The following is a 23,405-nucleotide window of genomic DNA, read 5'->3' as shown; positions in this document are numbered from 1 at the left end:
GAATTTTACTTATAACCGTTCGGATTATTCGATTGCCAATTCCAAGAATCGCGGCACATATCGGCCAACCCTTTTTCTGCCTTCCAGCCTAAAGCTTCGCTGGCAAGTTTTGGGTCTGCGTAGCAAGCTGCTACGTCACCCTCACGGCGAGGTACGAATTTATAAGCAATGGTTTGCCCGCTTTGCTTTTCAAACTCTTTCACCATGTCGACTACGCTATAGCCTTGGCCCGTACCTAAGTTGTAAGTCACTAAGCCAACATCACTTTGTAGCTTGTCTAGCGCCTTAAGATGGCCAGCGGCTAAATCTTCTACGTGAATGTAATCACGTACCCCAGTGCCATCAGGTGTGTCGTAGTCGTTACCGAAAACTGACAGGAATTCACGTTTCCCTGTCGCCACTTGGGTGATAAACGGCATCAAATTGTTAGGAATACCGTTTGGATCTTCTCCTATACGCCCTGAAGGATGCGCCCCTGCTGGATTGAAGTAACGCAGCACAGCAATGTTCCAACTGTTGTCAGACTTATACAAATCCCGCAATACCAATTCCACCATTAACTTGGATTGACCGTATGGGTTCGTCGGTTGCCCAGTGGGTAATCCTTCATGCAGAGGTAATTCAACAGGATCGCCATAAACCGTAGCAGAAGAGCTAAAGACCAAGCTTTTCACATTGTGCTTAGCCATAGATTCACATAACACCAGGGTACCGTAGACGTTGTTATCGTAATACATCAATGGCTTTTCAACCGATTCACCGACCGCTTTTAGCCCAGCAAAGTGTATAACCGAATCAATGCTGTGAGAGGTAAATAGCGTATCGAGCACATTGGCATCACGAATATCCCCCTCTACAAACGTTACTTGATTGCCGGTTAGCTCTTCTACGCGAGCTAACGCCTCTTTTGAAGAGTTACATAGGTTATCGAGAACAACGACCTTGTCGTTGTTTTCCAGCAATTGTAAAACCGTGTGGCTGCCAATGTAGCCAGCGCCGCCTGTTACTAAAATTGTTTGCATCGGGTTACTCTCCTTGGTGGTCAATTTGGGGAATGTATTTCGCGCACAGACTATATTGTATTGGTCTAAGCACTAAGGGGTAAAGGGCAGCTACCAGTGCCGCCCAAAGCAGTGAATACCAGCTTTCAGTGCTTCTAAATATTAGGATGAATATAGGCAAGAGCACCGCTAACTTTAAAACGTTGAGCAGAAGCTTTTCAGGTCCTGTTAGTTTGTTTTGAGCAATTTGAATGGCGGCTAACCGCTCAGTCAGCGGCAAATGGGCAATACTCGGAATGTCTCTAGACGAAAAATAGATTTTCATTTCACTCTTGCTTATCTAAAAGAAACGCCTAGCTGAAGTTAAACAGGTAGGCGCTATTTATAGTATTATATTATTAATCAGTTCGCCACTGGCGAACCACGTTTGTTAGCTGGCTCGTTGACCAGCTCTGCATTCATTATGCTCGCTTGTTCTCAGCAAGCTTTTCCCATGCTTTGGTTTTAAAGCTCAGCAAGAAAATGACAATACCGATGGCAATGGTGAATAAACTAATTTGCAAATACAGGTTAGGCATATCTTCTACTTTATTCGGATCGAAGTTACCTGCCAACAGACCGGCTATGACGTTCCCGATTGAATAAGTTAATACGAAAACACCCATCATTTGACCAGCAAAACGTTTGGGAGAAAGCTTACTTACGGCAGCTAATGCAACAGGGCTTAAGCATAATTCACCTACGGTATGTAAGAAGTAAGTAGCGACTAACCAATAGGGTGCAACGCGCAAGCCCGTCGCAGCAGCTTGGGCTGCAAAGAACATGACCAAGAAACCCGTTGCCATAATAATTAAGCCGACAGCACATTTAAGGCCGTATGATGGCGTCAGCATGCGCTTGGCTAGGTTTATCCATAAAGCCGCGAAAAACGGTGATAAAATAATGATGAAGAACGAGTTAGCGGATTGGAACCAAGCTGTCGGGATCTCGAAATCGCCTAACATACGCTCAGTATAATCACGGCCAAACAAGTTTAGCGATGAGCCTGCTTGCTCAAAGCCGGTCCAGAAAAAGATAGAGGCTAAGCACACCAAGAAAAGCGCACCTAAGCTGCGTTTCTCATTGCCGTCCAAATTACCAAAAAAGAACACACCGGCATAATAAGCCAAGAACACCACAGTAATTGCAATAGCCACGTACTGCGCCATGGTAACAGGGTCAAAACTAAGCTGACCGCTGATCATCAGATACGTTACAACGGCCAATCCGATCATGGCAACAGCAATGACTTGCCAAGAACGCTTAGTGGCGGTCGCAGACATGGCCACCATAGGTTGTGCACCTGCGCCGTCTAATTTGTGAATGGTCATGCGATATTGAATTAAGCCAATACCCATACCAATGGCTGCTGCACCGAAAGCCCAATGCCAGCCCATTTCAACTTGTAAATAACCACATACGATGTAACCAATGATTGAACCTAGGTTGATACCTAAATAATAAAGTGTGTACCCACTATCACGACGATCGTCGTCATCTGCATACAGTTGACCGACCATAGCGCCGATATTTGGCTTAAGTAGACCTGTGCCTAACACCACTAGCACTAAGCCAACGAAGAAGGTTGAGTTGTTAGGAATCGCCAACACTATGTGACCACACATGATGATCACACCGCCGTACCAAACAGCTCGCTGTCCGCCAATTAGGCGATCGGCTATCCAGCCGCCGGGCAAACCCATAAAATAAACTGCGCCAGTGTATAAGCCGTAAATCGCAGTAGCGGATGCTACCGTAATCACTAAACCGCCTTCTTGAATACTCGCGGTCATGAAAAGTACTAATAATGCGCGCATGCCATAGTAGCTCATGCGCTCCCACATCTCAGTGAAGAATAGGGTAGAAAGGCCCCCTGGTTGGCCTAAAAAATCTTTTGTTTTTGTTGTCATAATACCTGCCGTAAACCCAGTTAGCGTCTTTATATTAAAAAAGAAACACGAATGAAGATGCTAAAAGTCTGGTTATGATTATTGTTTTTGCCGACTACTCTAACGGTAGTTAACGATTTTCAGCCACGTTTATACTAGAGCCAAGGGATGAAGACAAGAAAGGCAGTAAATTCTGCAAGAAAATCCAATCGGTTTAAGCTGCAAATGGGTACAAAATATATGCTGCATAAGGTTGCTACCTTTAAGAATTTCGCTTGAATTAACGGAATTGTGGCGCATTTTAGGGAGGTTAATTCGACATAAACGTTGAATTTACAGTGCCAAATTTGCGAGTACAAAATTTAACGTTTAAATGCTGGTAATACAGGTTATTGATTTGCTAATATACCGCTGCATTTCGTCAGTGGGTGTTGTAACTGTTCATATTAGTCAACCCCACTTTAGGTTAAGACTTATTTGCGCCTGATTCATATATGTTTGTGCAGGAAAGGTGTTGTTGAGGTTGAGATTGAAAAGTTTATTCGGCAATACTTTGAAAAGGATTATCAAGTAGTATGTTAGCTCATTTGGAATTTTTTCCGATATTTACGGCGGCCTTCGTCGCATTTATTCTACTTATTGTTATGACCCCTATGGCCCATCACCTTGGGCTTGTAGATGAACCTAATCAGCGGAAGCATCACAGTGACACTGTACCGTTAACCGGTGGGGTGGCTATTTTTATGGCTGTGCTCATTGCAAGCTTTGTGACCGACGTGTGGCTTAAAAACGGTTCCTTATTCTTTACTGCTGCAGCGTTTATTGTGTTGCTTGGTATGTTAGATGACAAATTTGATCTAAGCCCCAAAGGGCGTCTGATTTGTCAGTTTGGTGTTGCCGCGATAATGGCATGGAGCGCTCAGAATCATATTAGTTCTGTTGGCGACATACTGGGTTCAGGTAGTTCAGAGCTTGGCATGTTTGGTTATTTTTTCACATTGATATGCGTAGTGGGGGTAATTAATGCCTTCAACATGATCGATGGAATTGACGGATTAGCCGGTGGTATGAGCTTAGTGGTGCTAAGTGGCGTCGTGTTTTTGCTGATATTCTCAAATAACAGCAGTGCCATTATGGGCCCAATGTTGATTATCGCTGCGATTGTTCCTTTTTTAGCGTTTAACCTCAGCTGGAAAGGGTTCAAAGGTAACAAGATTTTTATGGGTGACAGCGGCAGTATGTTCGTTGGACTAACCATCGTTTGGCTAATGGTTGATTATACACAAGGCAGTAGCCCTGCTATGCGCCCTATTACAGCCGCGTGGATTATTGGCCTACCGTTGATGGATATGGCTGCCATCATGTATCGCCGAGCACGTAAAGGGCAATCGATGTTGCGCCCTGATCGTCAACACTTACACAATATTTTTATGCGCGCGGGACTTTCATCTCGCCGCGCTTTAGCGGCAATTTTACTGCTTGGTTGTGGTTACGCAGCGATCGGGATATTAGGCGAAATATTTAATGTGCCTGAGTCAATTATGTTTGGTGGATTTATCGCACTGTTAGTTATTTATAGTTTTGTGATCCAAAATATATGGACAATTCTTCGCTTTATTCGCGATAAGCGAACTGCTTAAAATAAAGGCGTTCGGTAGTTAAATTTAACCCCGAATGCCTCAAGTCGTTTTACTAATGCTTTGCTTCGCGTTAGTCTTCACCCACTGAATTTTAGACTCTATGTTGTGTATGAATAAATATTGTTATGTACTGGCGAGCGTAATGCTTTTCCAAGGTTGTACAAGTATCAGCCAACCTACTGCCAGTAGGCCTCTCGTAGAACATGAATACGTTGTTTCCACTCCAGTAGAAGACGATTCAATGCAACGCTCACTCTCAAACAGCAGTGCTGATACTTCGATTTCGATCGATGCACAAGCGGTCATTCTCGGTCCTAAATTTTTTTCGGCGAGTGGGGTTATTTGTCGCTCAGCTGAAACACAATATAGCCGGCAGTATCTGTTTTGTCAGAATGCTTTAAAACAGTGGTATCGAGTCAAGTCAGTGATCTCCACGTACAATGAAAACATCAGTGAGGTTAAGCCGTAATGAATGTTAAACCCTTATTGTTCACAGTTTTCAGCACCTTATTAATCCTACTTTCTTCTGTTACCTATGCGCAGCAGAATGTTTCCCAAGAGCAGATGCGCCAAGCGCGTGAAGCTGCTGCTCAAAATCAGCAGGTCGATGTATCACAATACATTCAATCAAACGGCAATAGCACAGGACGGGGTTCGAATGTAAACGTGCCCAATAGCAAAAACGCTAGGCCATTATCTGATGAAGAAGCCGGACTACCTGCTCCGTTTGGGGCTAACTTATTCGACGGTGGGTTTGAGTCCGAGCGCAGTGACGGATTAAATAGCGCTTACTTGGTTGCCCCTGGTGATAAATTGTCTGTTCAAATGTGGGGAGCCGTCAATAGCGCTGACGTTGTAACAGTGGATAATCAAGGTAACGTATTTATTACTGATGTTGGTCCCATAAAAGTAAAAGATGTGCCTGCTAATCAAGTTAATAATGTAGTTACTCAAAAGATAAAGTCGATTTATACGAATAACGTCAATGTATATGTAAACCTTCTCACTGCTACCCCTATCAGTGTTTTTGTTGCTGGCCCAGTAGAGCGCCCAGGGCAATATGCGGGCTTGGCGTCTGATTCTTTATTATTTTTCCTTAAGCGTGCCGGAGGAATAGATCCTTTTCGTGGCAGTTACCGCGATATTCAAATCATGCGCCAAGGTAAAATCGTACTAGAGTACGATTTGTATGACTTTTTAAAAGAGGGACGGCTCAAAGCGTTTTCATTTAAGGACGAAGACGTCATCTTAGTGAAAGAACAAGGCCCGATGGTGACGGTTGAAGGCGCAGCAAGATACCCTTTTAGGTTTGAATTAGAGGACATGCATTCTGCGGGTAAAGATCTAATGTATTACGCCCGCCCTCTTGCTAAAACAAGCCATGTTGCCGTTACAGGTAATCGTGAAGGCGGTTTCATGTCAGTGTATTTGCCTTTGAATGATTTTACTGATTTCAATATGGTTGATGGCGATACGGTGTTATTTAACGATGATATTCGCCCGCAGGTGATCAGTGTTCAAATTTCCGGTAGTTATAAAGGGCCCTCTTTCTATACAGTTGAAAAAAATACACGTCTTTTAGACTTACTTAGCCATATTGAAGTTGACCCGGAACAGTCTAATTATGGTGCGATTTACATTAAACGTGAAAGCGTAGTCGAAAAGCAAAAAGAACTACTAGAAGAATCGTTACAGCGACTAGAGCGCAGTATCTTTACCGCCCCAGCTTCAAGTAGTGGTGAGGCATCTATAAGAGCGCAAGAAGCGGAGCTGGTGACCCAGTTTGTTGCAAGAGCACGTCAAGTCGAGCCGCTGGGCAAAGTAATTGTTGCTGAAAATGGTAAAGTTGCAAATATCAGACTAGAGCAAGGGGATGAAATCATTATTCCAGCGCAAACCGACTTAATTCAAGTCTCAGGTGAAGTGCTTATGCCACAAGCGATTGTGTACAATCCTGATGCCAAGTTAACAGACTATGTAGCTTGGTCAGGGGGCTTTAGTGACAGAGCAGATGACGAGCGCATTGCTATCGTTCACGCCAACGGACTGACCAGCTTCATGTCTAGCGATAATAATTTATGGTTTAGTAGTGAAAATGGTAGCGAGCTTGCTCCTGGGGACCAAATATTAGTCTTGCCGAAAGTCGATACTAAGTTACTGCAATCTGTCAAAGACATTACTCAAATAATTTATCAAATCGCAATTGCTGCAAACGTAGCAAGAGATTAGAAGTGGTCGACGAAATTTAATGACGACTGTATTAAAACGTAATAAATGGCAAATATGGCGCGATGTTATATTTGCTCTTTTTGCTCGTGAAATTCGGACTGGTTTTAATGATAAGTTTGGTTTGAGTTGGGCTATTTTCAATCCTGTCATTTTTATTTTTGTTCTATCATTTATACGTGGGCGCTTAGGTGGTGAAGAAACCCATACGATACCGACTTTCACCTTTATGGCGATAGGGATTTTGTTTATTCAAAGTTTTTTGCAAACCATGAATGGTTCGTCCCGCGCAATAATAAGGAACAAGGCGTTATTCGCTTTCAGGCAAGTACAACCCATTAGCGCCGTATTAGCTGGAGCGCTTTTTGAACTATTGGTAAAGATCTTCGTTATTACTGGTATTATGGTAATAATGTATTTCATGGGTATGGATTTAAAGGTTTCCAACCCTTTGTTGTTCCTAGCTTGTTTTTTTCAGTTGTGGCTTTTCGCAGTGTCATTAGGTTTACTATTCGGTATAGCGGAAATGTTTATACAAGAAATAAGCAAGATAAAAGATTTATTGACTAGACCCTTATTTTTCATATCAGGCATATTTTTTTCACTACAAGATTTTTCCCGAGAATATTGGCATTATCTAGATTGGAATCCTGTATTGCATGCCATAGAATTAGCGCGATATTCACTTCACTCTACTTATGGACATGAAGGGGTTAGCTTACAATATCTCAGCAGCAGTGTTTTATTATTTTCTTTTGCTGCACTCGCCATATACCATGTTTCATGGAAACAGGCGATAAGCCGATGATAAGGCTAGAGAACGTCACAAAATATTATCCTTCGCGTTTAGGGAAGCAGTATATTTTTAAAAACCTCACATTTGATATTCCCTCAGGCCATAATATCGGTATTTTGGGCTCAAATGGGGCCGGTAAGTCTACTCTATTTCGATTATTAGCCGGAAGTGAATATCCTAACAGAGGCAAAATTATCACGGATCTAAGTCTGTCTTGGCCAGTAGCACTAACCACAGGTATACATCAACAGATGACGGGTCGCGAAAATACCCGTTTTATCGGAAAAGTGAACGGTGTCGCAGATTTAGATACTTACGTCAAGCGTGTAAAGGAGTTCGCGGAATTAGGCGAAAAATTTAATTTGCCAGTAAAAACCTACTCAAGTGGCATGAAGCCTCGATTGGCATTCGCATGCTCAATTGCAATCGATTTTGACGTTTACTTAATTGATGAAGTGACATCCGTTGGCGATGCTAAATTTCGGAAAAAAGCTAAAGAAGCATTATTAGAGCGCAGTGAAATTGCGAATGTGATTATGGTGAGCCATGAAATGGATGAAATTAGACAATTTTGTGACAGTGCAATAGTGCTGCACAAAGGTGAATTAACTTTTTATAACGATCTCGAGCAAGGGATCAAACAATATCAGGCATTATAAATATGACCCAACGGGCTCAATTAGAGTTAGAAGAGAGGTTTCGAGTATTGCGGGCATCCTTGTCTGCTGAGCAGTGGTCAGATTGGCATTACTTGATTGCTCGAGTTGAAGAGCTTGCTCCAGAGGATATTGCACTTGCGTTTAGGCTTATGCAACGAGTCAAGAACCTTAACCCTACAGAACAAAATCAGCATCGACTAACTGAATTGCAAAAACAAGCATTAGAAGAGACTCCAGCACTCGCCATGACATCGTCTCGTGAATCAAAAAGTGCACGATTGCTAAATAACGCTCAGAGCCTCAAAGAACAAATTGCAGGTGTGTTTTCTCATCCTCAATTTTCAAAATTTAAACGACCTTTCACGCTATTTGTTTTGGCGCCTTTTTTTCTATTTTCTTTCTATCAGATAGTTATAGCGAGCCCACGATACGAAAGCCAAGCGAGATTGATTGTACGTGAACCGGATGGTATGGCCACTCTCGACCCTGCGATGGCCCTAATGTCAGGGTTTGGTGTTAGTGGCGCAAATTCTGACACTGAGTTGGTGAAAGTCTTCATTCATTCAAATGACATGATGGACTACTTAGAAAAAACGCTGAAAATTAAAGACCATTTCAGTAACAATGAGCATGATTATTTTAGCCGGCTTAGCAATGACGCAAGTAGAGAAAGTCTATTTAATTATTACTCAGACAAGATAACGGTCGAAATCGATGATGAATCGCAAGTTGTAAGTATATTTGTACAGGCATTTGAACCATCATTTGCTCATTTAATGAGTAAAACTATAGTCGACCATGCTGAGTGGTATATTAACGAAATTGGACACAATCTTGCTAAAAAGCAATTGGAATTCGTCAAGTTAGAGCATTTGAAGGTGGAGCAGAGATTACAAACGGCTAAGACCGGACTTCTATCCTTTCAGCGGCGCCATGACCTTCTAGACCCCGAAGCAGAGGGGATAGCTCTTCAACAAATTACTTATCAATTGGAAGGAAAAATCGCTGCACAACTAACAGAGCTCAGATCCCTTAAAAGTAGTATGAGTGAAAACGCATCGCAAGTTATCCAGGCCCGCTCGCAATTAGAAAGTATGCAGCAGCAACTTGAAAAAGAACGTTCTCGTCTTACAAGCCAAAATTCGGGTATGGAAGGATTACCAGATGATGAAAAAAACTTGAGTGTGAGTCAAATATTAGCCAAGTTTAGTGATTACAAGATAAACATGGAGCTTGCGTTACAAGCTTATACTTCGTCGCAGGTATCCCTCGAAAAATCGAGAATAGAAGCTTATAGACAACTTAAGTATTTAGTCACAGTTGAAACGCCGACGATACCTGAAGAAGCAAAATACCCTGAAGCGTTTTATAATATCAGCCTATTTTTAGCAGTGACTCTAATGATATTTGGTATCGGGCGCATATTGTTGGCAACGGTAGCAGAATTACGATAAATCAGGATACAAGTATAACGTTCGTTAGAAGCTACATAATAGAATTAAAGTTAGTAATTTAGAATAATAATTTAGGTGATAAAGTGAGAAGAAAAGGAATAGTTTTAGCCGGAGGTTCAGGAACACGCCTTCATCCCTTGACCGCAGTTGTAAGTAAACAGCTTATGCCGGTTTATGATAAACCAATGATTTATTATCCAATTTCCACCTTAATTTTAGCTGGTATTAGAGATATTTTAATCATATCGACCCCTGAAGAATTGCCGCGTTTTAAGTCCTTGTTGGGTACTGGGGAAGCTTGGGGGGTTCAATTTAGCTATATCGAACAACCATCACCAGACGGCCTTGCCCAAGCATTTTTACTAGGGGAAGAGTTCATAGGAGATGATCATTGTGCGTTGATTTTAGGTGACAACGTTTATTACGGTCACGATTTGCAATATTCCCTTACCAACGCAAATAAACAAAGTTCGGGCGCCACAATCTTTGGATATCATGTTCATGATCCTGAGCGTTATGGCGTGGTAGATTTTGATGATGATTGGCAAGCATTGTCTATCGAAGAAAAGCCTGCAAAACCGAAATCTAACTATGCAGTTACTGGTTTATATTTTTACGATAATCAGGTTGTTAAATTAGCTAAAAAGGTAAAACCATCAATACGTGGTGAATTAGAGATAACTGACCTCAACAACCTATATTTAGAGCAAGGAAACTTACGAGTGGAATTGATGGGACGAGGTTCTGCTTGGTTAGATACAGGTACGATAGATAGTTTGCTTGAAGCATCAAACTTTATAGCTGCGATCGAAAAGCGCCAAGGTTTGAAAATATGTTGTCCTGAAGAAATAGCTTATCGAAAAGGGTTCATTAGTGCAGTAGAGCTTAAGAAGTTGGCAAAACCTCTGATAAAAAGTGGTTATGGCAAATATCTTAATAAGCTTTTAACTGAAAAAGTGAAATAAGTTGAATTTACAACCAACAAGCATTCCAGATGTGAAAATTATCGAACCCACCTTCTATGGCGATGAGCGAAGCTTTTTCATGGAAACGTATAGAGATGATTGGCTCAAAAAAAATGTGGCAAATGTTGAATTCGTGCAAGATAACCACAGTAAATCAAAACACGGCATTCTTCGTGTTCTACATTATCAACTAGAACATACTCAAGGTAAATTAGTACGAGTGATAAGCGGCGAAGTGTACGACGTCGCTGTGGACATGCGTAAATCCTCACCTACATTTGGTAAAAGCGTTGGAGTATCATTATCAGCTGAAAATAAACTTCAATTGTGGGTGCCTGTAGGTTTTGCTCACGGGTTTTATGTCACTTCCGAGTTTGCTGAGTTCGGTTACCGCTGCACTGACTATTATCACCCAAAATCAGAAGTATCCAACCGCTATGACGATGAAACAATTGGTATTGATTGGCCTCTTGTTAATCGTGAAAAGCCAAGCTTATCTGCAAAAGATGAAGAAGATTTAGATTTTAATTCAGCGCCTAGTTTTGAATAAGTTAAGCGAGTCATTGGGAATGTTTAGATGACAACTATCGTTATTGGGAAAAGTGGTCAGTTAGCGCAAGAGTTAAGACTATTAAAAGATGACTTAGTGTTTTTGGGGCGCGAGAATATTGATATAACTGATACAGAAAGTGTCAATCTGATCTTAAATAAATATTCAGTTTCCGGAGTTATCAATGCTGCTGCCTATACCGCTGTTGATAAAGCGGAGTCTGAGCAAAAACAGGCCTATGACATCAATACATTGGGCGTGGGTAATTTAGCCAAATATGCCAGTCAGACAAACGTACCATTTGTTCATGTATCCACTGACTATGTTTTTTCTGGTGATAAAGGTTCACCATATAGTGTCGATGATTTATATGCACCTATTGGTATTTATGGAGCCAGTAAAGCTGAAGGCGAGAAAGCTATCGAGAAGCACGCATCAAAAGTGAGCTGTATTATCCGAACTAGCTGGGTATATTCGCAGTTTGGTACTAACTTTGTAAAGACTATGCTGCGGTTGATGACCGAAAAAACCGAATTAGCTATTATTGATGACCAAATTGGTTCACCTACTTCTGCAAGTGCACTAGCTAAAGCCTGTTTATATGCTGTTGAAAATAATGTAACCGGACTACATCACTTTACTGATTCAGGAGTATGTAGTTGGTATGACTTTGCATTAGCAATTCAAGAAATTGGTATCCAACATGGACTATTAAAAGAAGCTATTTCAGTTAACCCAATTCCAACATCTGCCTACCCAACACCGGCTAAAAGACCAAGCTATAGTGTGCTAGATAAAGCAACACTAAAGACTGCGTTCGATGGATTGCAACCTAAACATTGGCGGGTAGAGTTGAGTAATGTTATTCAACTACTAGCCACTATAAAAATTTAAAAGATTTCTCATATGAATAAAAATAAAGTTTTACTTGTAACTGGAGGTGCCGGTTTTATTGGTGCTAATTTCGTATTATATTGGATGCAAAGCAATCCTGAAGATACGGTGGTTGTATTGGATGCACTTACTTACGCGGGTAACCAAGAAAATTTAGCATCCTTAGAGCCTAATTCAAAGTTTGTTTTTGTTAAAGGCGATATTTGTGAAACGGCATTGGTGGAGTCACTGTTGACTGAATATCAAGTAGATACTATCGTACATTTTGCCGCCGAATCTCATGTAGACCGTTCTATTACTAGTCCAGATGCGTTCATTGAGACGAATATTATTGGTACATATAGTTTACTTAAAGCCGCAAAGAAAGTGTGGATTGACCTTCCTCGAGCCAAAGGGAAAGAACCTTTGAAACATCGTTTTCATCATGTTTCTACCGATGAAGTATACGGTGAGTTAGGACCAAACGATCCTGCATTTACTGAAGAAACCGCCTACGCACCAAACTCACCCTACTCAGCTTCAAAAGCGGCCAGCGACCATTTAGTGCGTGCCTATCACCATACTTATGGTTTAGAAGTGACCACTTCGAACTGTTCGAATAATTATGGGCCATATCATTTTCCAGAGAAGCTTATCCCGTTAGTTATCACTAACATTCTTTTTGATAAAGCTTTACCTGTGTACGGCGACGGTCAGCAGATCCGTGATTGGTTATTTGTAGAAGATCACGCCCGCGGCATCGAATTGGTATTGAGCAAAGGCCGTTTAGGTGAAAATTACAATATTGGTGGCCATAACGAATGGGCAAATATCGATATTGTAAAACTGGTATGTAAATTACTTAACGATAAATTCCAAAATAACGATGAACTTGTCGCTAAATATCCATTAGCTAAAAGTGCTATAGATAACAGAGCAGAATCTCTGATCGCATTTGTAGAAGACCGAGCTGGACACGATTGGCGCTATGCGATTGATGCAACTAAGACCAATGACGAGTTAGGTTATACACCTGTTGAATCTTTCGAAACAGGAATTCATAAAACAATTGAGTGGTATTTAGATAGCTCTAATTGGTGGGAAAAGCTACTGTGACTCCCAAAGTATGCGTTCTAGGCGCCAGTGGTTTCGTGGGTAGTGCTATCATTTCAAGATTAGAAATAGCTGGTATTGATTGGGTAGGTGTTTCAAGGAATGCAAATGATCACCCCAAGTTTATACAAGCTAGCCTAGATGACAGAGATAAGATTAGTGAATTGATTACTGATTATTCTTGTGTAATTAACGCTATGGGGTCTTACAAACCTAAAGACTTTGAATCAGATACGAAATTGGTTTTTTATCAGTTTTGGGAAAGTATTCAGAAGCTAAATCTAATTTTACGGAACTCTAAAGTAGATACTCTATTGCATATATCATCAGCTGGTACGGTTTATGGCGAATATATAGATGAACCTTTTAAAGAGGATAGTTTGCTGTTACCAATTTCCTGGTATGGTAGAGCAAAAACTATAGAAGAGTCTTTATACGAGAAGCAAGCTTATGAATCTGGTTTTAGTTACAAATGTGCCAGGTTGTCTAATCCTTTTGGAAATGAGGTTTATACAAAGCATGGTTTTATTGATGTTTTAATAAATACTGTCAAAACAGGTGGTATATTTAATACATTTAAAGACCATGGTCACTATAGAGATTTTATTCACTCATCAGATATGGCTGAAGTTGTAGTCAACATATTATTGTTCGAAACGAATAATCCTATAGAAATTTTTAATGTTGCCTCTGGTCATTCAAAATCATTATCTGATTTACTAATTTATACTAAAAAATTGATTCCTCAGTTTACTTATAAGTGCGATTTTATAGCAAGTGACTATGATGTCCGTAAAAATATACTAGATGTTTCAAAAATAAAAGCTCTAGGTATTTTGCCTAAAGAATTAAAAACATCTGAAGATTATATTTATAAAAAGTTATTGTCGAAATAGCTCCAATGGAATGAAAATACTGAAATGAATACCTTTGAAAATTTAAGCGATATCCATAAAAGCGAATATTACTTTATTAAAGCGTTAGATATTGATTGGAAAAATTTTTATGAATATAATAAAATTGATTCCATACTAGAATATGAACTGTTTTTTATTTTATATGCAGTAGAATTTAGACTAATACTCCCTGGTATAATTGACAGTGGTTTTTATATTGATAATTATCCGGATGTTATTGAACTTGGTATGAATCCACTGGTGCATTATCTGAATTATGGTATCAGTGAAGGCCGTAGACCATTCTCTGAAGAAATAGAAGAAATAGAAGAAATAGAAGAAATAGAAGAAATAGAAGAAATAGAAGAAATAGAAAACGCTGTTGCTGAAAGTTTGCATGCTTCTGAAATTTTTAACGAAAAACATAAAGCACATGAGTATTTTGTTTTGGAAAGCTCCAATATAGAATGGTCAGAATATGGTAAAAAATATGGGGTTGAAGAAAAATCGATAGCAATAGTCCATTATATAAATAATTGGATGGTAGATAGACCATTATTTGAAGGTGTCTTTGATACTGGCTTTTATCTTTCAGAATATGAAGACGTTCTCGACTCAGGCATTAACCCTTTAGTTCATTATTTAACATCAGGCGTTGGGGAAGGCCGCCATCCCAATATTGAATCGAAAAATAACAAACCGTTAAGTATCGATGATTTAAACGCTACTCAACTCCATGAATTTGAGCATTTAAACAATATTAATTTGTCCTGGTCTGACTATTACGACTTTAATGGTATTTCAACTGAAGAACAGTTAGATTCACCATTGTTACATTACATTCTCTATTGGACTGAACGGGACTTGATACTCCCTGGTTTTTTTATTACGTCTCTATACTTAGAACAATACCCAGACATAAAATTAAGTAAAGTAAACCCTCTTTATCATTATGCTTTATACGGTAAATCTGAGGGACGTGTTGGTTTTTTTGATTTTGAGCAACATATTGTCAATGGTGGAAAAAAATATAATGAAAAACTGGAGACTTTAATTGTAGTTTGTCATGAATCTTCAGCCACCGGAGCCCCTCTTGTTGGTTACAATATAAGTGATCAATTTAAAGAAAAATATAATGTTATCAATATCTTAATTAAGGAGAGACAATTGCATGCAGCATTTACTGAGGCATGTTTCTTACTAGTTAGTGATTTACAAGGTAATGGGCCAGGCATTGCTAGGATAGTTTTGAACGGGTTAAAAAGAAAATATCCTATCAAAGCAATTATTTGTAACTCAGCAGAAACATTTCCTTTGTTACAAGCTGCAAATGAACTAGATATTCCAACTGTTTCTTTAGTACATGAATTTTCAGAATATTACTGGAAAGGTAGAATACTTCATACGTCTTATTTCGCCGACAGGGTGATCGTTCCTGCTTCTATTATTAAAGATTCAATTCTTAAAGAGTTTAGAGAATTAGACAAAGTAAAAGAAGAGCCAAACCATATTAGAATAAAGCCTCAGGGTAAGCTTCCTTTTATTCCTGAAGGGCATGGCGATATAGACTCTATAGATGTCTTATATAAAAAACTAGGCATAAAAAATAGAGATGACACTAAAATAATTCTAGGTGCAGGATATGTACAAATTAGAAAGGGAGTTGACTTATTTATTTCCATGGCAAAGCAAGTGAAAGACAGTTATGAAGGCAATTGTAAATTCGTTTGGGTGGGTGCTGGCTATGAACCTGATTCAGATTTTGCCTATTCAAACTGGGTACAAACTCAAATAGAAAAATCTGGGTTAAATGATGATGTTGTATTTTTAGAACATCAAAAAAATCTTGATAACATTCTTGCAATCACCGATGTTTTTGCCATGACTTCAAGATTAGATCCTTTTCCTAATGTTGTTATAGATGCTTTACAAGAAAATGTCCATGTAGCTTGTTTCGAAGGAAGTACTGGTTGTGCTGAATTCATGAAGAACCACCAAGCTGACTGTACCATTGTAGATTATCTTGATACACACAAGTTAGCTGAAGGTATTGCTCTGCAACTAAAAGTGAAAAGCAAGTTAAAAGTTAACAGGGAAATTGTTAATAAGCATCTATGTTTTGATGAATATTTACAGTTTTTAGAAAAAGTAATTGATGAAGCCTGCAGGTTTAGGAAAGAAGTTATTATAGCTAAACAGCTAATCAAAGAGTCAGGGGAATTTGATTATGCATATTTTGGTACGGGCGCTGACGAACCTACAGCCTTGAATTTATACACCCAATTAGCACTGAAGGGGGTACACTTATTTAATCCAAAACACGGCTTTAATGAAAAACATTGGTTAGCAACAGAAGGTGAAGGTAATATTTACCAAATACCTCTTTATGAAGCACTGAAAAAAAATAGTAAACCTATAACGCATAATTGTTTAATGCTACACGATAGCGATAAACTTGATGTTAGTACAACTCATGTAAATTTCAAATATGCAGTACACTTGCATTTGTATTACTGTGAACTGGCTGAGGAGTTTTCATCATACTTCTCTAACTTACCGGGTGATTTTGATTTGTTTATCACGCATGTTAATGCTTCAGATACACAGGTGATAAAAGACAAGTTTTCATCTTGTGGTGCAAATGCTGTAGTACTTAAGCTGGTAGATAACGTAGGGCGAGATGTACTTCCGCTTTTTAAAGGGCTTAAAGAAGAAATTCACCAAGGATGCTATGAAATTATTGGGCACTTTCATAGTAAAAAATCTGCAGAGGTATCTAATGAGGCTAAAGATTTTTCCGGTGATGATTGGCGAACATTTTTACTTGAATCACTGATTGGTGATAAAAACAATGTAAACCAAGTTTTAGCTGCATTCAATGATAAAACAACAGGGTTAGTTATACCCGAAGATAGGCATTGTGTTGATATGGGCGAAAATCAAACGTTCGCGGATACGCTGTGTGAAGCAATGAAAATAGAGAAAATGCAATTTGCCAATATATTTCCTTTGGGAACAATGTTCTGGGCAAGATCAAGAGCTATAGCACCATTGTTTGAATTAGACTGGGAAGACTTTATTGAACCAGAGCCGCTACCCAATGATGGTAGTTATATGCATGCGGTAGAGAGAGTTTTGTCTCAAGTTTGCTTAAACACTCAATATGACCTCAAGTCAGTTTCTAAAAATTTAATTTGGTAATTATATTAAGGCTAATGAATGATGAATATTAATAAAAAGTGTATTTTGCATATTGGAATGCATAAGACAGGAAGCTCTTCATTACAAACTTACCTTTATAACAGTTTCCAAAAACTACCAAATGATATCATTTATGCCGACTTTAAAACCCCAAATCATAGCGGCCCACTATTATATGCGTTGTTAGATAATCCAACTCAGGACAATGAGTTATTAGATAATTCTGGCTCTACTGAAAAGATAAACGAAAATACTGATTATTATAAAAATCTACTTTTTTCAAATCTTGAGAAGAAATACACCACCATTATCTTTTCAGCAGAAAGCCTAGTGAAGTTAAGTGAAAAAGAATTGTTTAATTTCAAGGAAACTTTATTAAAGTATGTAGATAAAATAGAGGTAATTGCCTACGTAAGAGAGCCAATTTCTTTTATGAGCAGTGCCTTTCAACAAATTGTAAAAACTCATGAAATATCATTTGAGAGTGAGGAGTACTTTCCTCGGTATAAAGATAAATTAGAAAAATTTGAAACTGTTTTTAATGACGTTGAATATATATTATTTGACAAAAAAAGTTTGCATCGTGAAGATGTGGTTTTTGATTTTTGCAAAAGAAACTCACTGCCTGAATTGGCCTATAAGCGTAATAATGAGACTTTAAGCCAATTGGCAGTTTTATTTTTGTATACTTTTCAACGGGTTAGGGAAAAAAATAACAATGAACATTATAATATATCTTTACTCGAATCTGTCTTATCTGAAATAAACTCGTCGGCTTTTAGATTACCTGCAACTTCCATTGAGTTTGCTTTTAGGACTCAAACAAGTGATTTTCAATGGATGGCTGATAGAGTTGAACACTTACTTTATGATTTGCAAGATCGTAAAAAATCAACTTACAGTTGTCTCAACACATTTGAAATTACTTCGCAAGAACGCCAAAAACTTTTAACTTTGTCAGACAATACTGAATTTGTTAGCTATATAGAATCACAAACGGGCATAAAATATTCAAGTTTTATCCATCAAAATTTTCTTATTTCTAAAAATGAAATATTATTGAATGTTGGGTTGTTTGATGGTGATTCAATTTATGGTTGGGCTATGGATAAAAATAACCCTGCTGCTAAAGTAACGTTAGACTTATATATAAACGGAAGGTACTTAAAAAGTATTATTTCTAACAATTATCGAGAAGATTTGAAAGGCATAGGTGTGGGGGATGGTAAGTTAGCTTTCTCATTCCCTCTAAGTATTCATTGCCAAAGTAATCAAGTAAATAAATTAGATTTTTACCATGGTTCTACTTTTATTGAAACTAAAATGATAACAATACCTAATAAAAACGGCTCTTTTGTTTTTTATAATCATTTGTTATTTAATGAAATATTCATTCATATACCAAAATCTGCAGGATTATCTATATGTAAAGCGTTCTATGGTAATTTGGGAGCTGGTCATAAATCACTTTCGGATTATATACATGAAATAGGAGGTGATATAGGCAATTATTTTTCTTTTGCAATCGTCAGAAACCCATGGGATAGATTTGTTTCAGCATTCCACTTTTTAAAAAAAGGAGGCTTAGACAACACACATGACTTTTTGTGGCAACAAAAGCTTTTACCTTATCAATCACCTAAAGAACTTCTATCAAGCACTCTCATGGCTGAGGCGTTTACCAATTGTTTACACTTTATGCCCCAAAAAAAATTACTAGTTGACTTACGGGGTGATTTGGGAGTTGACTATTTAGGATACTTTGAAACTTTAAACGAAGACATCCAAAATGTAGCAAATTTAGTCGGTAAAGAAGTAAACCTAATAAAATCTAATACAACTCTACATCCTAGTTATAAAGATGAGTTCGATAAAGAGTCAGAAGCAATACTTGCAGATGTCTATGCAGAAGATATCGATTTTCTAGGTTATGACTTTGATAATAGTCACTTACCCGATATGAAAAATAAATCTTATGCGCACTTTTTGTATAAAATGATGACCAAAACAGAAGGAATGGCTGAATTTTCAAAATTTAAGTATTTATGTGACAGTGCAATGTCTACAAGTATAGAGCATACTATTGTTGAGGTTGGGGCTTACCGAGGGCGAACTGCAACAGCACTGTCAATTGGTGCGAAATTAGGTAGTAATAATCAGGTGTATTCTGTTGAACCCCATAAAAGTTTTGTCGGTATTTATGGCGGTGTTTTTGGACCTGAAGATAGAAAAGCTTTCTATCAAACCATGTTAAAGACTCATGCATATCAAAATGTCAATTTAGTTAATTTATCTAGTGAAGATCTGAATGACTTCAATGAAAATGTAGGGTTACTTTGGATTGATGGCGATCATTCATACGAAGGAGTAAAAAGAGACCTTGCTGTTTGGCTACCAAAAGTTGTTAAAAATGGTGTGATAATTTTCGATGATACGGGTGTCAAAGATGATGGGCCATACAAGTGTGTTATGGAGCTATTATCATCTAAACAATATAAATTAATCGATGAGTTTGATACTTTTATGTGCATCAAAAAATTGAATCATAACTTGTGATTTAATGTATTTTATGATTCCTTATTTTACAAAAATCTGACAAGTATCCGCCTGTACTGGTAAACTGCAATCGAACACTTTTTTCATATATTTCATATTTAATCGGTGACATATTGCCATTTGCCGTATGTTACCGACCTAGGTTGTAATATATCATATAGTCAGCCATATCTTACTTCATATGTTCACGAGTGGGTTAAGCTGTTTTTAACATCTAATCGAGTTTTAAACTCCCGGAAAATCGCTCAACTAATGCGTTACCCCTTCAAGCCCCAACGTCGCCCATTGATGCGCGACTGCCATATCCTTTTAGTTACGTACTAAAGTGTCTGCTCGTATATTATGAGCCACTGTTGCGAATAAAATTATAGCTATGTCACCTTAAACATTTACTTCAATGGTGTAATACCATTACAATTGTATTTCTTGAGGTCGAGGTGCCAATGAAAATATTTTTTATTGGTGATAGATCTGCTTTACTCCTAAAAGATGGATAATAAGTCTTCCCATGAACAAAAGCACGTCGTTGTATGAATTTGGCTATAATTTTCTTGGTCCCATTTGCAGTGAATATTTTTTCAACATCCGCACATACTGTTTGCAAAACAATATAGATTATTTAGGTTTTCTGGCCCGTGAAGGATATTTATTTCAACGTATTTATAAGCGTCTCGTTTCGAAAGCTTTTATGCTTAAAATAGACTCAAGCTATATCTATGCATCTCGATCTTTTTTATTTCGACTTGGAATGAATGATACCTTTTTCTTGGATTATTCGTTGTCTCATGGTTTTTCTGGTTCACTTAAAGTTTTATTAATAAGGCGGTTTGGCTTAACTGAACGAGATGTCGAAAAACTCTTTAATGAAGATGCATTAATGCGTAAATGGGAGCTACCTGACCAGAAGAATGATGTCAAAGCATTGCTGCTCGGTGCATCGGGTCATTTAGAACGCATAACACGCGGACCTCTTGAGATTTATAAAGAATACTTGCAGTCAACAGGTTTAACCAAGGCCAAAAATCCACTCTTTTTGGATGTGGGATACTCAGGGACAATTCAGAAACTATTGACTAGTATTGTTGAAACGGATACTCATGGGATGTATTTCATCGCGACCAAATCTGGAACGCAATCGATACGCAATAATGAGGTGAACATGAATGGGGCATTCAAATCGGGTGTTAATATGGGGGAGGGGTACCTGATGTTAGACCGATCTTTATTTCTTGAAGGCCTACTAACAGCTCCTCAAGGCCAATTCATTGATATACACAAGAGTAAAGTGGATGGTTCGTTCAATTTCACCTTCGCAAGAAAAGCTTATGCGCAAAATAATTTTCAAGATCTCTCGACGATTTTTGAGGGGGCAATAGATTTTGTTGAATTAGCATTTGAAAATAACATTCGTTTTTCGACTGGCGAAATAGAAATGCTATTTGCCCAATACGCAACTAAACGTAATATGCTGCCTAGTGCGACCTGGCCGATGTTTGATGTAGATGATGCTATTTCGGGTAATCCCAATGTTAATCCAATAACTTTTTTTGGACTGTAGTAAAAAATGCTTGACAAGATAAAAAGTAAAATTAGAAACGCACAATATAGATTCGAACTTCAAACGAAACGGCAAGTTAGTAAAGCGTTTAAGCAGGCTACTAGGGAGGGGTTATTTAATCTTGAGTGGTATGAAGCGCATTACGGCAACTTTTCCCATCCTCTTAGAGCGTTTGAAGATTATTTGCACAAATCTAAATTTGCTAATGTAAACCCCTCAGCTTTATTTGATACTGAAACTTATCTCAGAGCTAACGTCGATATCTATCATGCAGGAATAAGCCCTTTGGTTCATTTTATGAATCACGGTCGCAATGAAGGGCGCATATCATCCCATGCTTTATCACGTTGGGACCCGGTCGACGAGTTAATACCAGAAGAATCCAGGACTTGGCGTCAGCAAAAAGTTGCAATATGTTTGCATGTATTTTATTCAGACTTTATAGAAAAATTTGCTGAATGCCTAAGGACATTCCCAATCAATATTGATGTTTTTGTTGCCGCTTCAACAGGTGAGATTGCTGATAAGGCAAATAAGCATTTTTCTCAATTGGGCACAGTGAATAAATTGAAGGTAGTTGTAACCCCAAATAGAGGTCGAAATTTTGGTCCTATGTTGGTTGAGTTTGGCAAAGAGCTACTTCAGTATGATTTGATGTGCCATTTGCATTCTAAAAAATCATTGTATTCAGGTCGCGAACAAACACAGTGGTTTGACTATTTAAATCAATACTTATTGAAAGACAACCACACCGTTAAGTCGATTTTACGTTTATTTGCTAAAAACCCAGATTTTGGCATGTATTATCCGACGTCATTTTGGATGATGCCATCATGGGTAAATCATTGGACGTGTAACAAAAGTTTCGCCGCAGATTTTGTTGAAAGTTGGGGCATAGATATATCGCAAGATTTTGTAAATTATCCTGTAGGTGGGATGTTTTGGGCTCGGCCTGATGCGTTAGCACCTCTATTATCTCAATCGTTCTCATACGAGGACTTCCCTGAAGAGCCACTGCCTAATGATGGCTCATGGTTACATGCGCTAGAGCGTTCGATAGGCTTGTTAAGTGAAAAGCAAGGATACAAGCAGTTCTTTTATTATCCTCCTGCCGGGCGTTTTACGTTAGATAAATCCCAGATATTCGCACAATATCATAAGCACCCCGAACAACTCTTAAATGAACTTAGCAATTTCGAGATAGTAACATTTGATATTTTCGACACCATGCTACGTAGAGCTTTTACCGAGCCTGATTATGCCAAACTGAAACTTGGAAAAATCCTTGCTGATAAAGGAGTATTTGACAGCCCTGATGCATTTATAGCCGCTCGCAACAGCGCGGAGTTATCGCTCAGAGAGGCAAAATCATTTAAAGGTGATGTCTCCATTACCGAAGTATACGACGCGTTAGCAGAAGGCCTCAGTTGGAATGAAAATGATAAGTGCCAGTATCTAGACTTAGAATTTGAGTTAGATTTAGACATGATTAAGCCGAAAGATGAAATGGTCAGTGTTGTTAATCGATTAAGCGATTCGGGCCGTGATATTTGGTTTATCACTGATATTTATTATACACATGCACAGGTCGAGCGAATGTTGCGAAAAATAGGTCTTAACATTCCTTTTAAACTTCTTGTTTCGAGCGATTTGGGAATGCGCAAAGACGCAGGTGCGATGTGGCAATATGTTAAAGATAACATCGCTGCTTTAGGGAAATCACATATACATGTTGGTGACAGTGTGCGTTCTGACGCGCAAATATGTGGTGATTTCGGTTTATCCAATATGCATATTCTTCATCCGAAAGACAAGTGGCAGGCAGCAGGCTATCCTGTTGTATTGACTAACCCTCTGAATGAAAACGAAATTTTAAAGTGGGGGGGATTGATATCAAACTGCGGGCGCTATCCATTTTTTGGTGAATAGTTTTCACAGTACTGACGATTAATTTTCTTTTATTTTTCGACCACATAGAACTTGCTGCAC

18 protein-coding genes are annotated in these 23,405 nt (G+C 38.5%); 15 read left to right on the top strand and 3 right to left on the bottom strand.

Annotation, left to right across the window (positions count from 1 at the left end):
• Nucleotides 1-5: 5 nt before the first annotated feature.
• The 3 genes from galE to AC0VYA_RS16355 all read right to left on the bottom strand — a co-directional run bounded on the left by galE (nucleotide 6) and on the right by AC0VYA_RS16355 (nucleotide 2,950).
• Complete coding sequence (galE, locus tag AC0VYA_RS16365) at nucleotides 6-1,022, bottom strand: UDP-glucose 4-epimerase GalE (protein ID WP_475488961.1); 1,017 nt, start codon at nucleotides 1,020-1,022, stop codon at nucleotides 6-8.
• A gap of 4 nt (nucleotides 1,023-1,026) precedes the next feature.
• Nucleotides 1,027-1,326, bottom strand: a complete 300-nt coding sequence (locus tag AC0VYA_RS16360) for a DUF6170 family protein (protein WP_475488960.1) — start codon at nucleotides 1,324-1,326, stop codon at nucleotides 1,027-1,029.
• 136 nt (nucleotides 1,327-1,462) lie between these two features.
• The gene (locus AC0VYA_RS16355) at nucleotides 1,463-2,950 is read right to left on the bottom strand and encodes a peptide MFS transporter (protein WP_475488959.1); all 1,488 of its coding nucleotides are present in this window, start codon (nucleotides 2,948-2,950) and stop codon (nucleotides 1,463-1,465) included.
• A gap of 554 nt (nucleotides 2,951-3,504) precedes the next feature.
• On the opposite strand from AC0VYA_RS16355, the gene wecA reads away from it, so the two are divergent.
• The 15 genes from wecA (at nucleotide 3,505) to AC0VYA_RS16280 (ending at nucleotide 23,345) form a co-directional block, all read left to right on the top strand.
• Nucleotides 3,505-4,569 (top strand): UDP-N-acetylglucosamine--undecaprenyl-phosphate N-acetylglucosaminephosphotransferase, encoded by a 1,065-nt coding sequence (gene wecA, locus AC0VYA_RS16350; RefSeq protein ID WP_475488958.1) that lies wholly within the window; start codon nucleotides 3,505-3,507, stop codon nucleotides 4,567-4,569.
• A gap of 109 nt (nucleotides 4,570-4,678) precedes the next feature.
• Entirely contained in the window at nucleotides 4,679-5,038 is a 360-nt protein-coding gene (locus AC0VYA_RS16345) for a hypothetical protein (protein WP_475488957.1), read from the top strand.
• Entirely contained in the window at nucleotides 5,038-6,798 is a 1,761-nt protein-coding gene (locus AC0VYA_RS16340) for a polysaccharide biosynthesis/export family protein (protein WP_475488956.1), read from the top strand. The genes AC0VYA_RS16345 and AC0VYA_RS16340 overlap by 1 nt, the downstream gene beginning before the upstream one ends.
• A gap of 19 nt (nucleotides 6,799-6,817) precedes the next feature.
• Nucleotides 6,818-7,603 carry an ABC transporter permease gene (locus AC0VYA_RS16335; protein ID WP_475488955.1) on the top strand — a complete coding sequence of 262 codons (786 nt, stop codon included), beginning with the start codon at nucleotides 6,818-6,820 and terminating at the stop codon, nucleotides 7,601-7,603.
• A complete protein-coding gene (locus AC0VYA_RS16330) occupies nucleotides 7,600-8,250 on the top strand; it encodes an ABC transporter ATP-binding protein (RefSeq protein ID WP_475488954.1) in 651 nt (216 codons plus the stop codon). The genes AC0VYA_RS16335 and AC0VYA_RS16330 overlap by 4 nt, the downstream gene beginning before the upstream one ends.
• A gap of 2 nt (nucleotides 8,251-8,252) precedes the next feature.
• The gene (locus AC0VYA_RS16325) at nucleotides 8,253-9,704 is read left to right on the top strand and encodes a KpsE/RkpR family capsule polysaccharide export protein (RefSeq protein ID WP_475488953.1); all 1,452 of its coding nucleotides are present in this window, start codon (nucleotides 8,253-8,255) and stop codon (nucleotides 9,702-9,704) included.
• An 83-nt stretch (nucleotides 9,705-9,787) separates the two neighbouring features.
• Nucleotides 9,788-10,669, top strand: a complete 882-nt coding sequence (rfbA, locus tag AC0VYA_RS16320) for a glucose-1-phosphate thymidylyltransferase RfbA (RefSeq protein ID WP_475488952.1) — start codon at nucleotides 9,788-9,790, stop codon at nucleotides 10,667-10,669.
• 1 nt (nucleotide 10,670) lies between these two features.
• The gene (gene rfbC, locus AC0VYA_RS16315) at nucleotides 10,671-11,219 is read left to right on the top strand and encodes a dTDP-4-dehydrorhamnose 3,5-epimerase (protein WP_475488951.1); all 549 of its coding nucleotides are present in this window, start codon (nucleotides 10,671-10,673) and stop codon (nucleotides 11,217-11,219) included.
• Between the two features lie 27 nt (nucleotides 11,220-11,246).
• Nucleotides 11,247-12,113 (top strand): dTDP-4-dehydrorhamnose reductase, encoded by an 867-nt coding sequence (gene rfbD / locus AC0VYA_RS16310; RefSeq protein ID WP_475488950.1) that lies wholly within the window; start codon nucleotides 11,247-11,249, stop codon nucleotides 12,111-12,113.
• A gap of 12 nt (nucleotides 12,114-12,125) precedes the next feature.
• Nucleotides 12,126-13,208 (top strand): dTDP-glucose 4,6-dehydratase, encoded by a 1,083-nt coding sequence (rfbB, locus tag AC0VYA_RS16305; protein WP_475488949.1) that lies wholly within the window; start codon nucleotides 12,126-12,128, stop codon nucleotides 13,206-13,208.
• Nucleotides 13,205-14,101 (top strand): NAD-dependent epimerase/dehydratase family protein, encoded by an 897-nt coding sequence (locus AC0VYA_RS16300; RefSeq protein WP_475488948.1) that lies wholly within the window; start codon nucleotides 13,205-13,207, stop codon nucleotides 14,099-14,101. Before rfbB ends, AC0VYA_RS16300 begins: the two co-directional genes overlap by 4 nt.
• A 24-nt stretch (nucleotides 14,102-14,125) precedes the next feature.
• Nucleotides 14,126-17,302, top strand: coding sequence for a rhamnan synthesis F family protein (locus tag AC0VYA_RS16295; RefSeq protein WP_475488947.1), 3,177 nt, complete (start codon nucleotides 14,126-14,128; stop codon nucleotides 17,300-17,302).
• A gap of 18 nt (nucleotides 17,303-17,320) precedes the next feature.
• Nucleotides 17,321-19,858 (top strand): class I SAM-dependent methyltransferase, encoded by a 2,538-nt coding sequence (locus tag AC0VYA_RS16290; RefSeq protein ID WP_475488946.1) that lies wholly within the window; start codon nucleotides 17,321-17,323, stop codon nucleotides 19,856-19,858.
• 508 nt (nucleotides 19,859-20,366) lie between these two features.
• Entirely contained in the window at nucleotides 20,367-21,416 is a 1,050-nt protein-coding gene (locus AC0VYA_RS16285; protein WP_475488945.1) for an HAD family hydrolase, read from the top strand.
• A 6-nt stretch (nucleotides 21,417-21,422) separates the two neighbouring features.
• The gene (locus AC0VYA_RS16280; RefSeq protein ID WP_475488944.1) at nucleotides 21,423-23,345 is read left to right on the top strand and encodes a rhamnan synthesis F family protein; all 1,923 of its coding nucleotides are present in this window, start codon (nucleotides 21,423-21,425) and stop codon (nucleotides 23,343-23,345) included.
• Nucleotides 23,346-23,405 lie beyond the last annotated feature (60 nt).

Source organism: Paraglaciecola sp. QJM3NY_14 (genome assembly GCF_056173245.1).
Note: the sequence above shows the minus strand (reverse complement) of the source record. Positions and strands in the feature narration are given on the sequence as shown.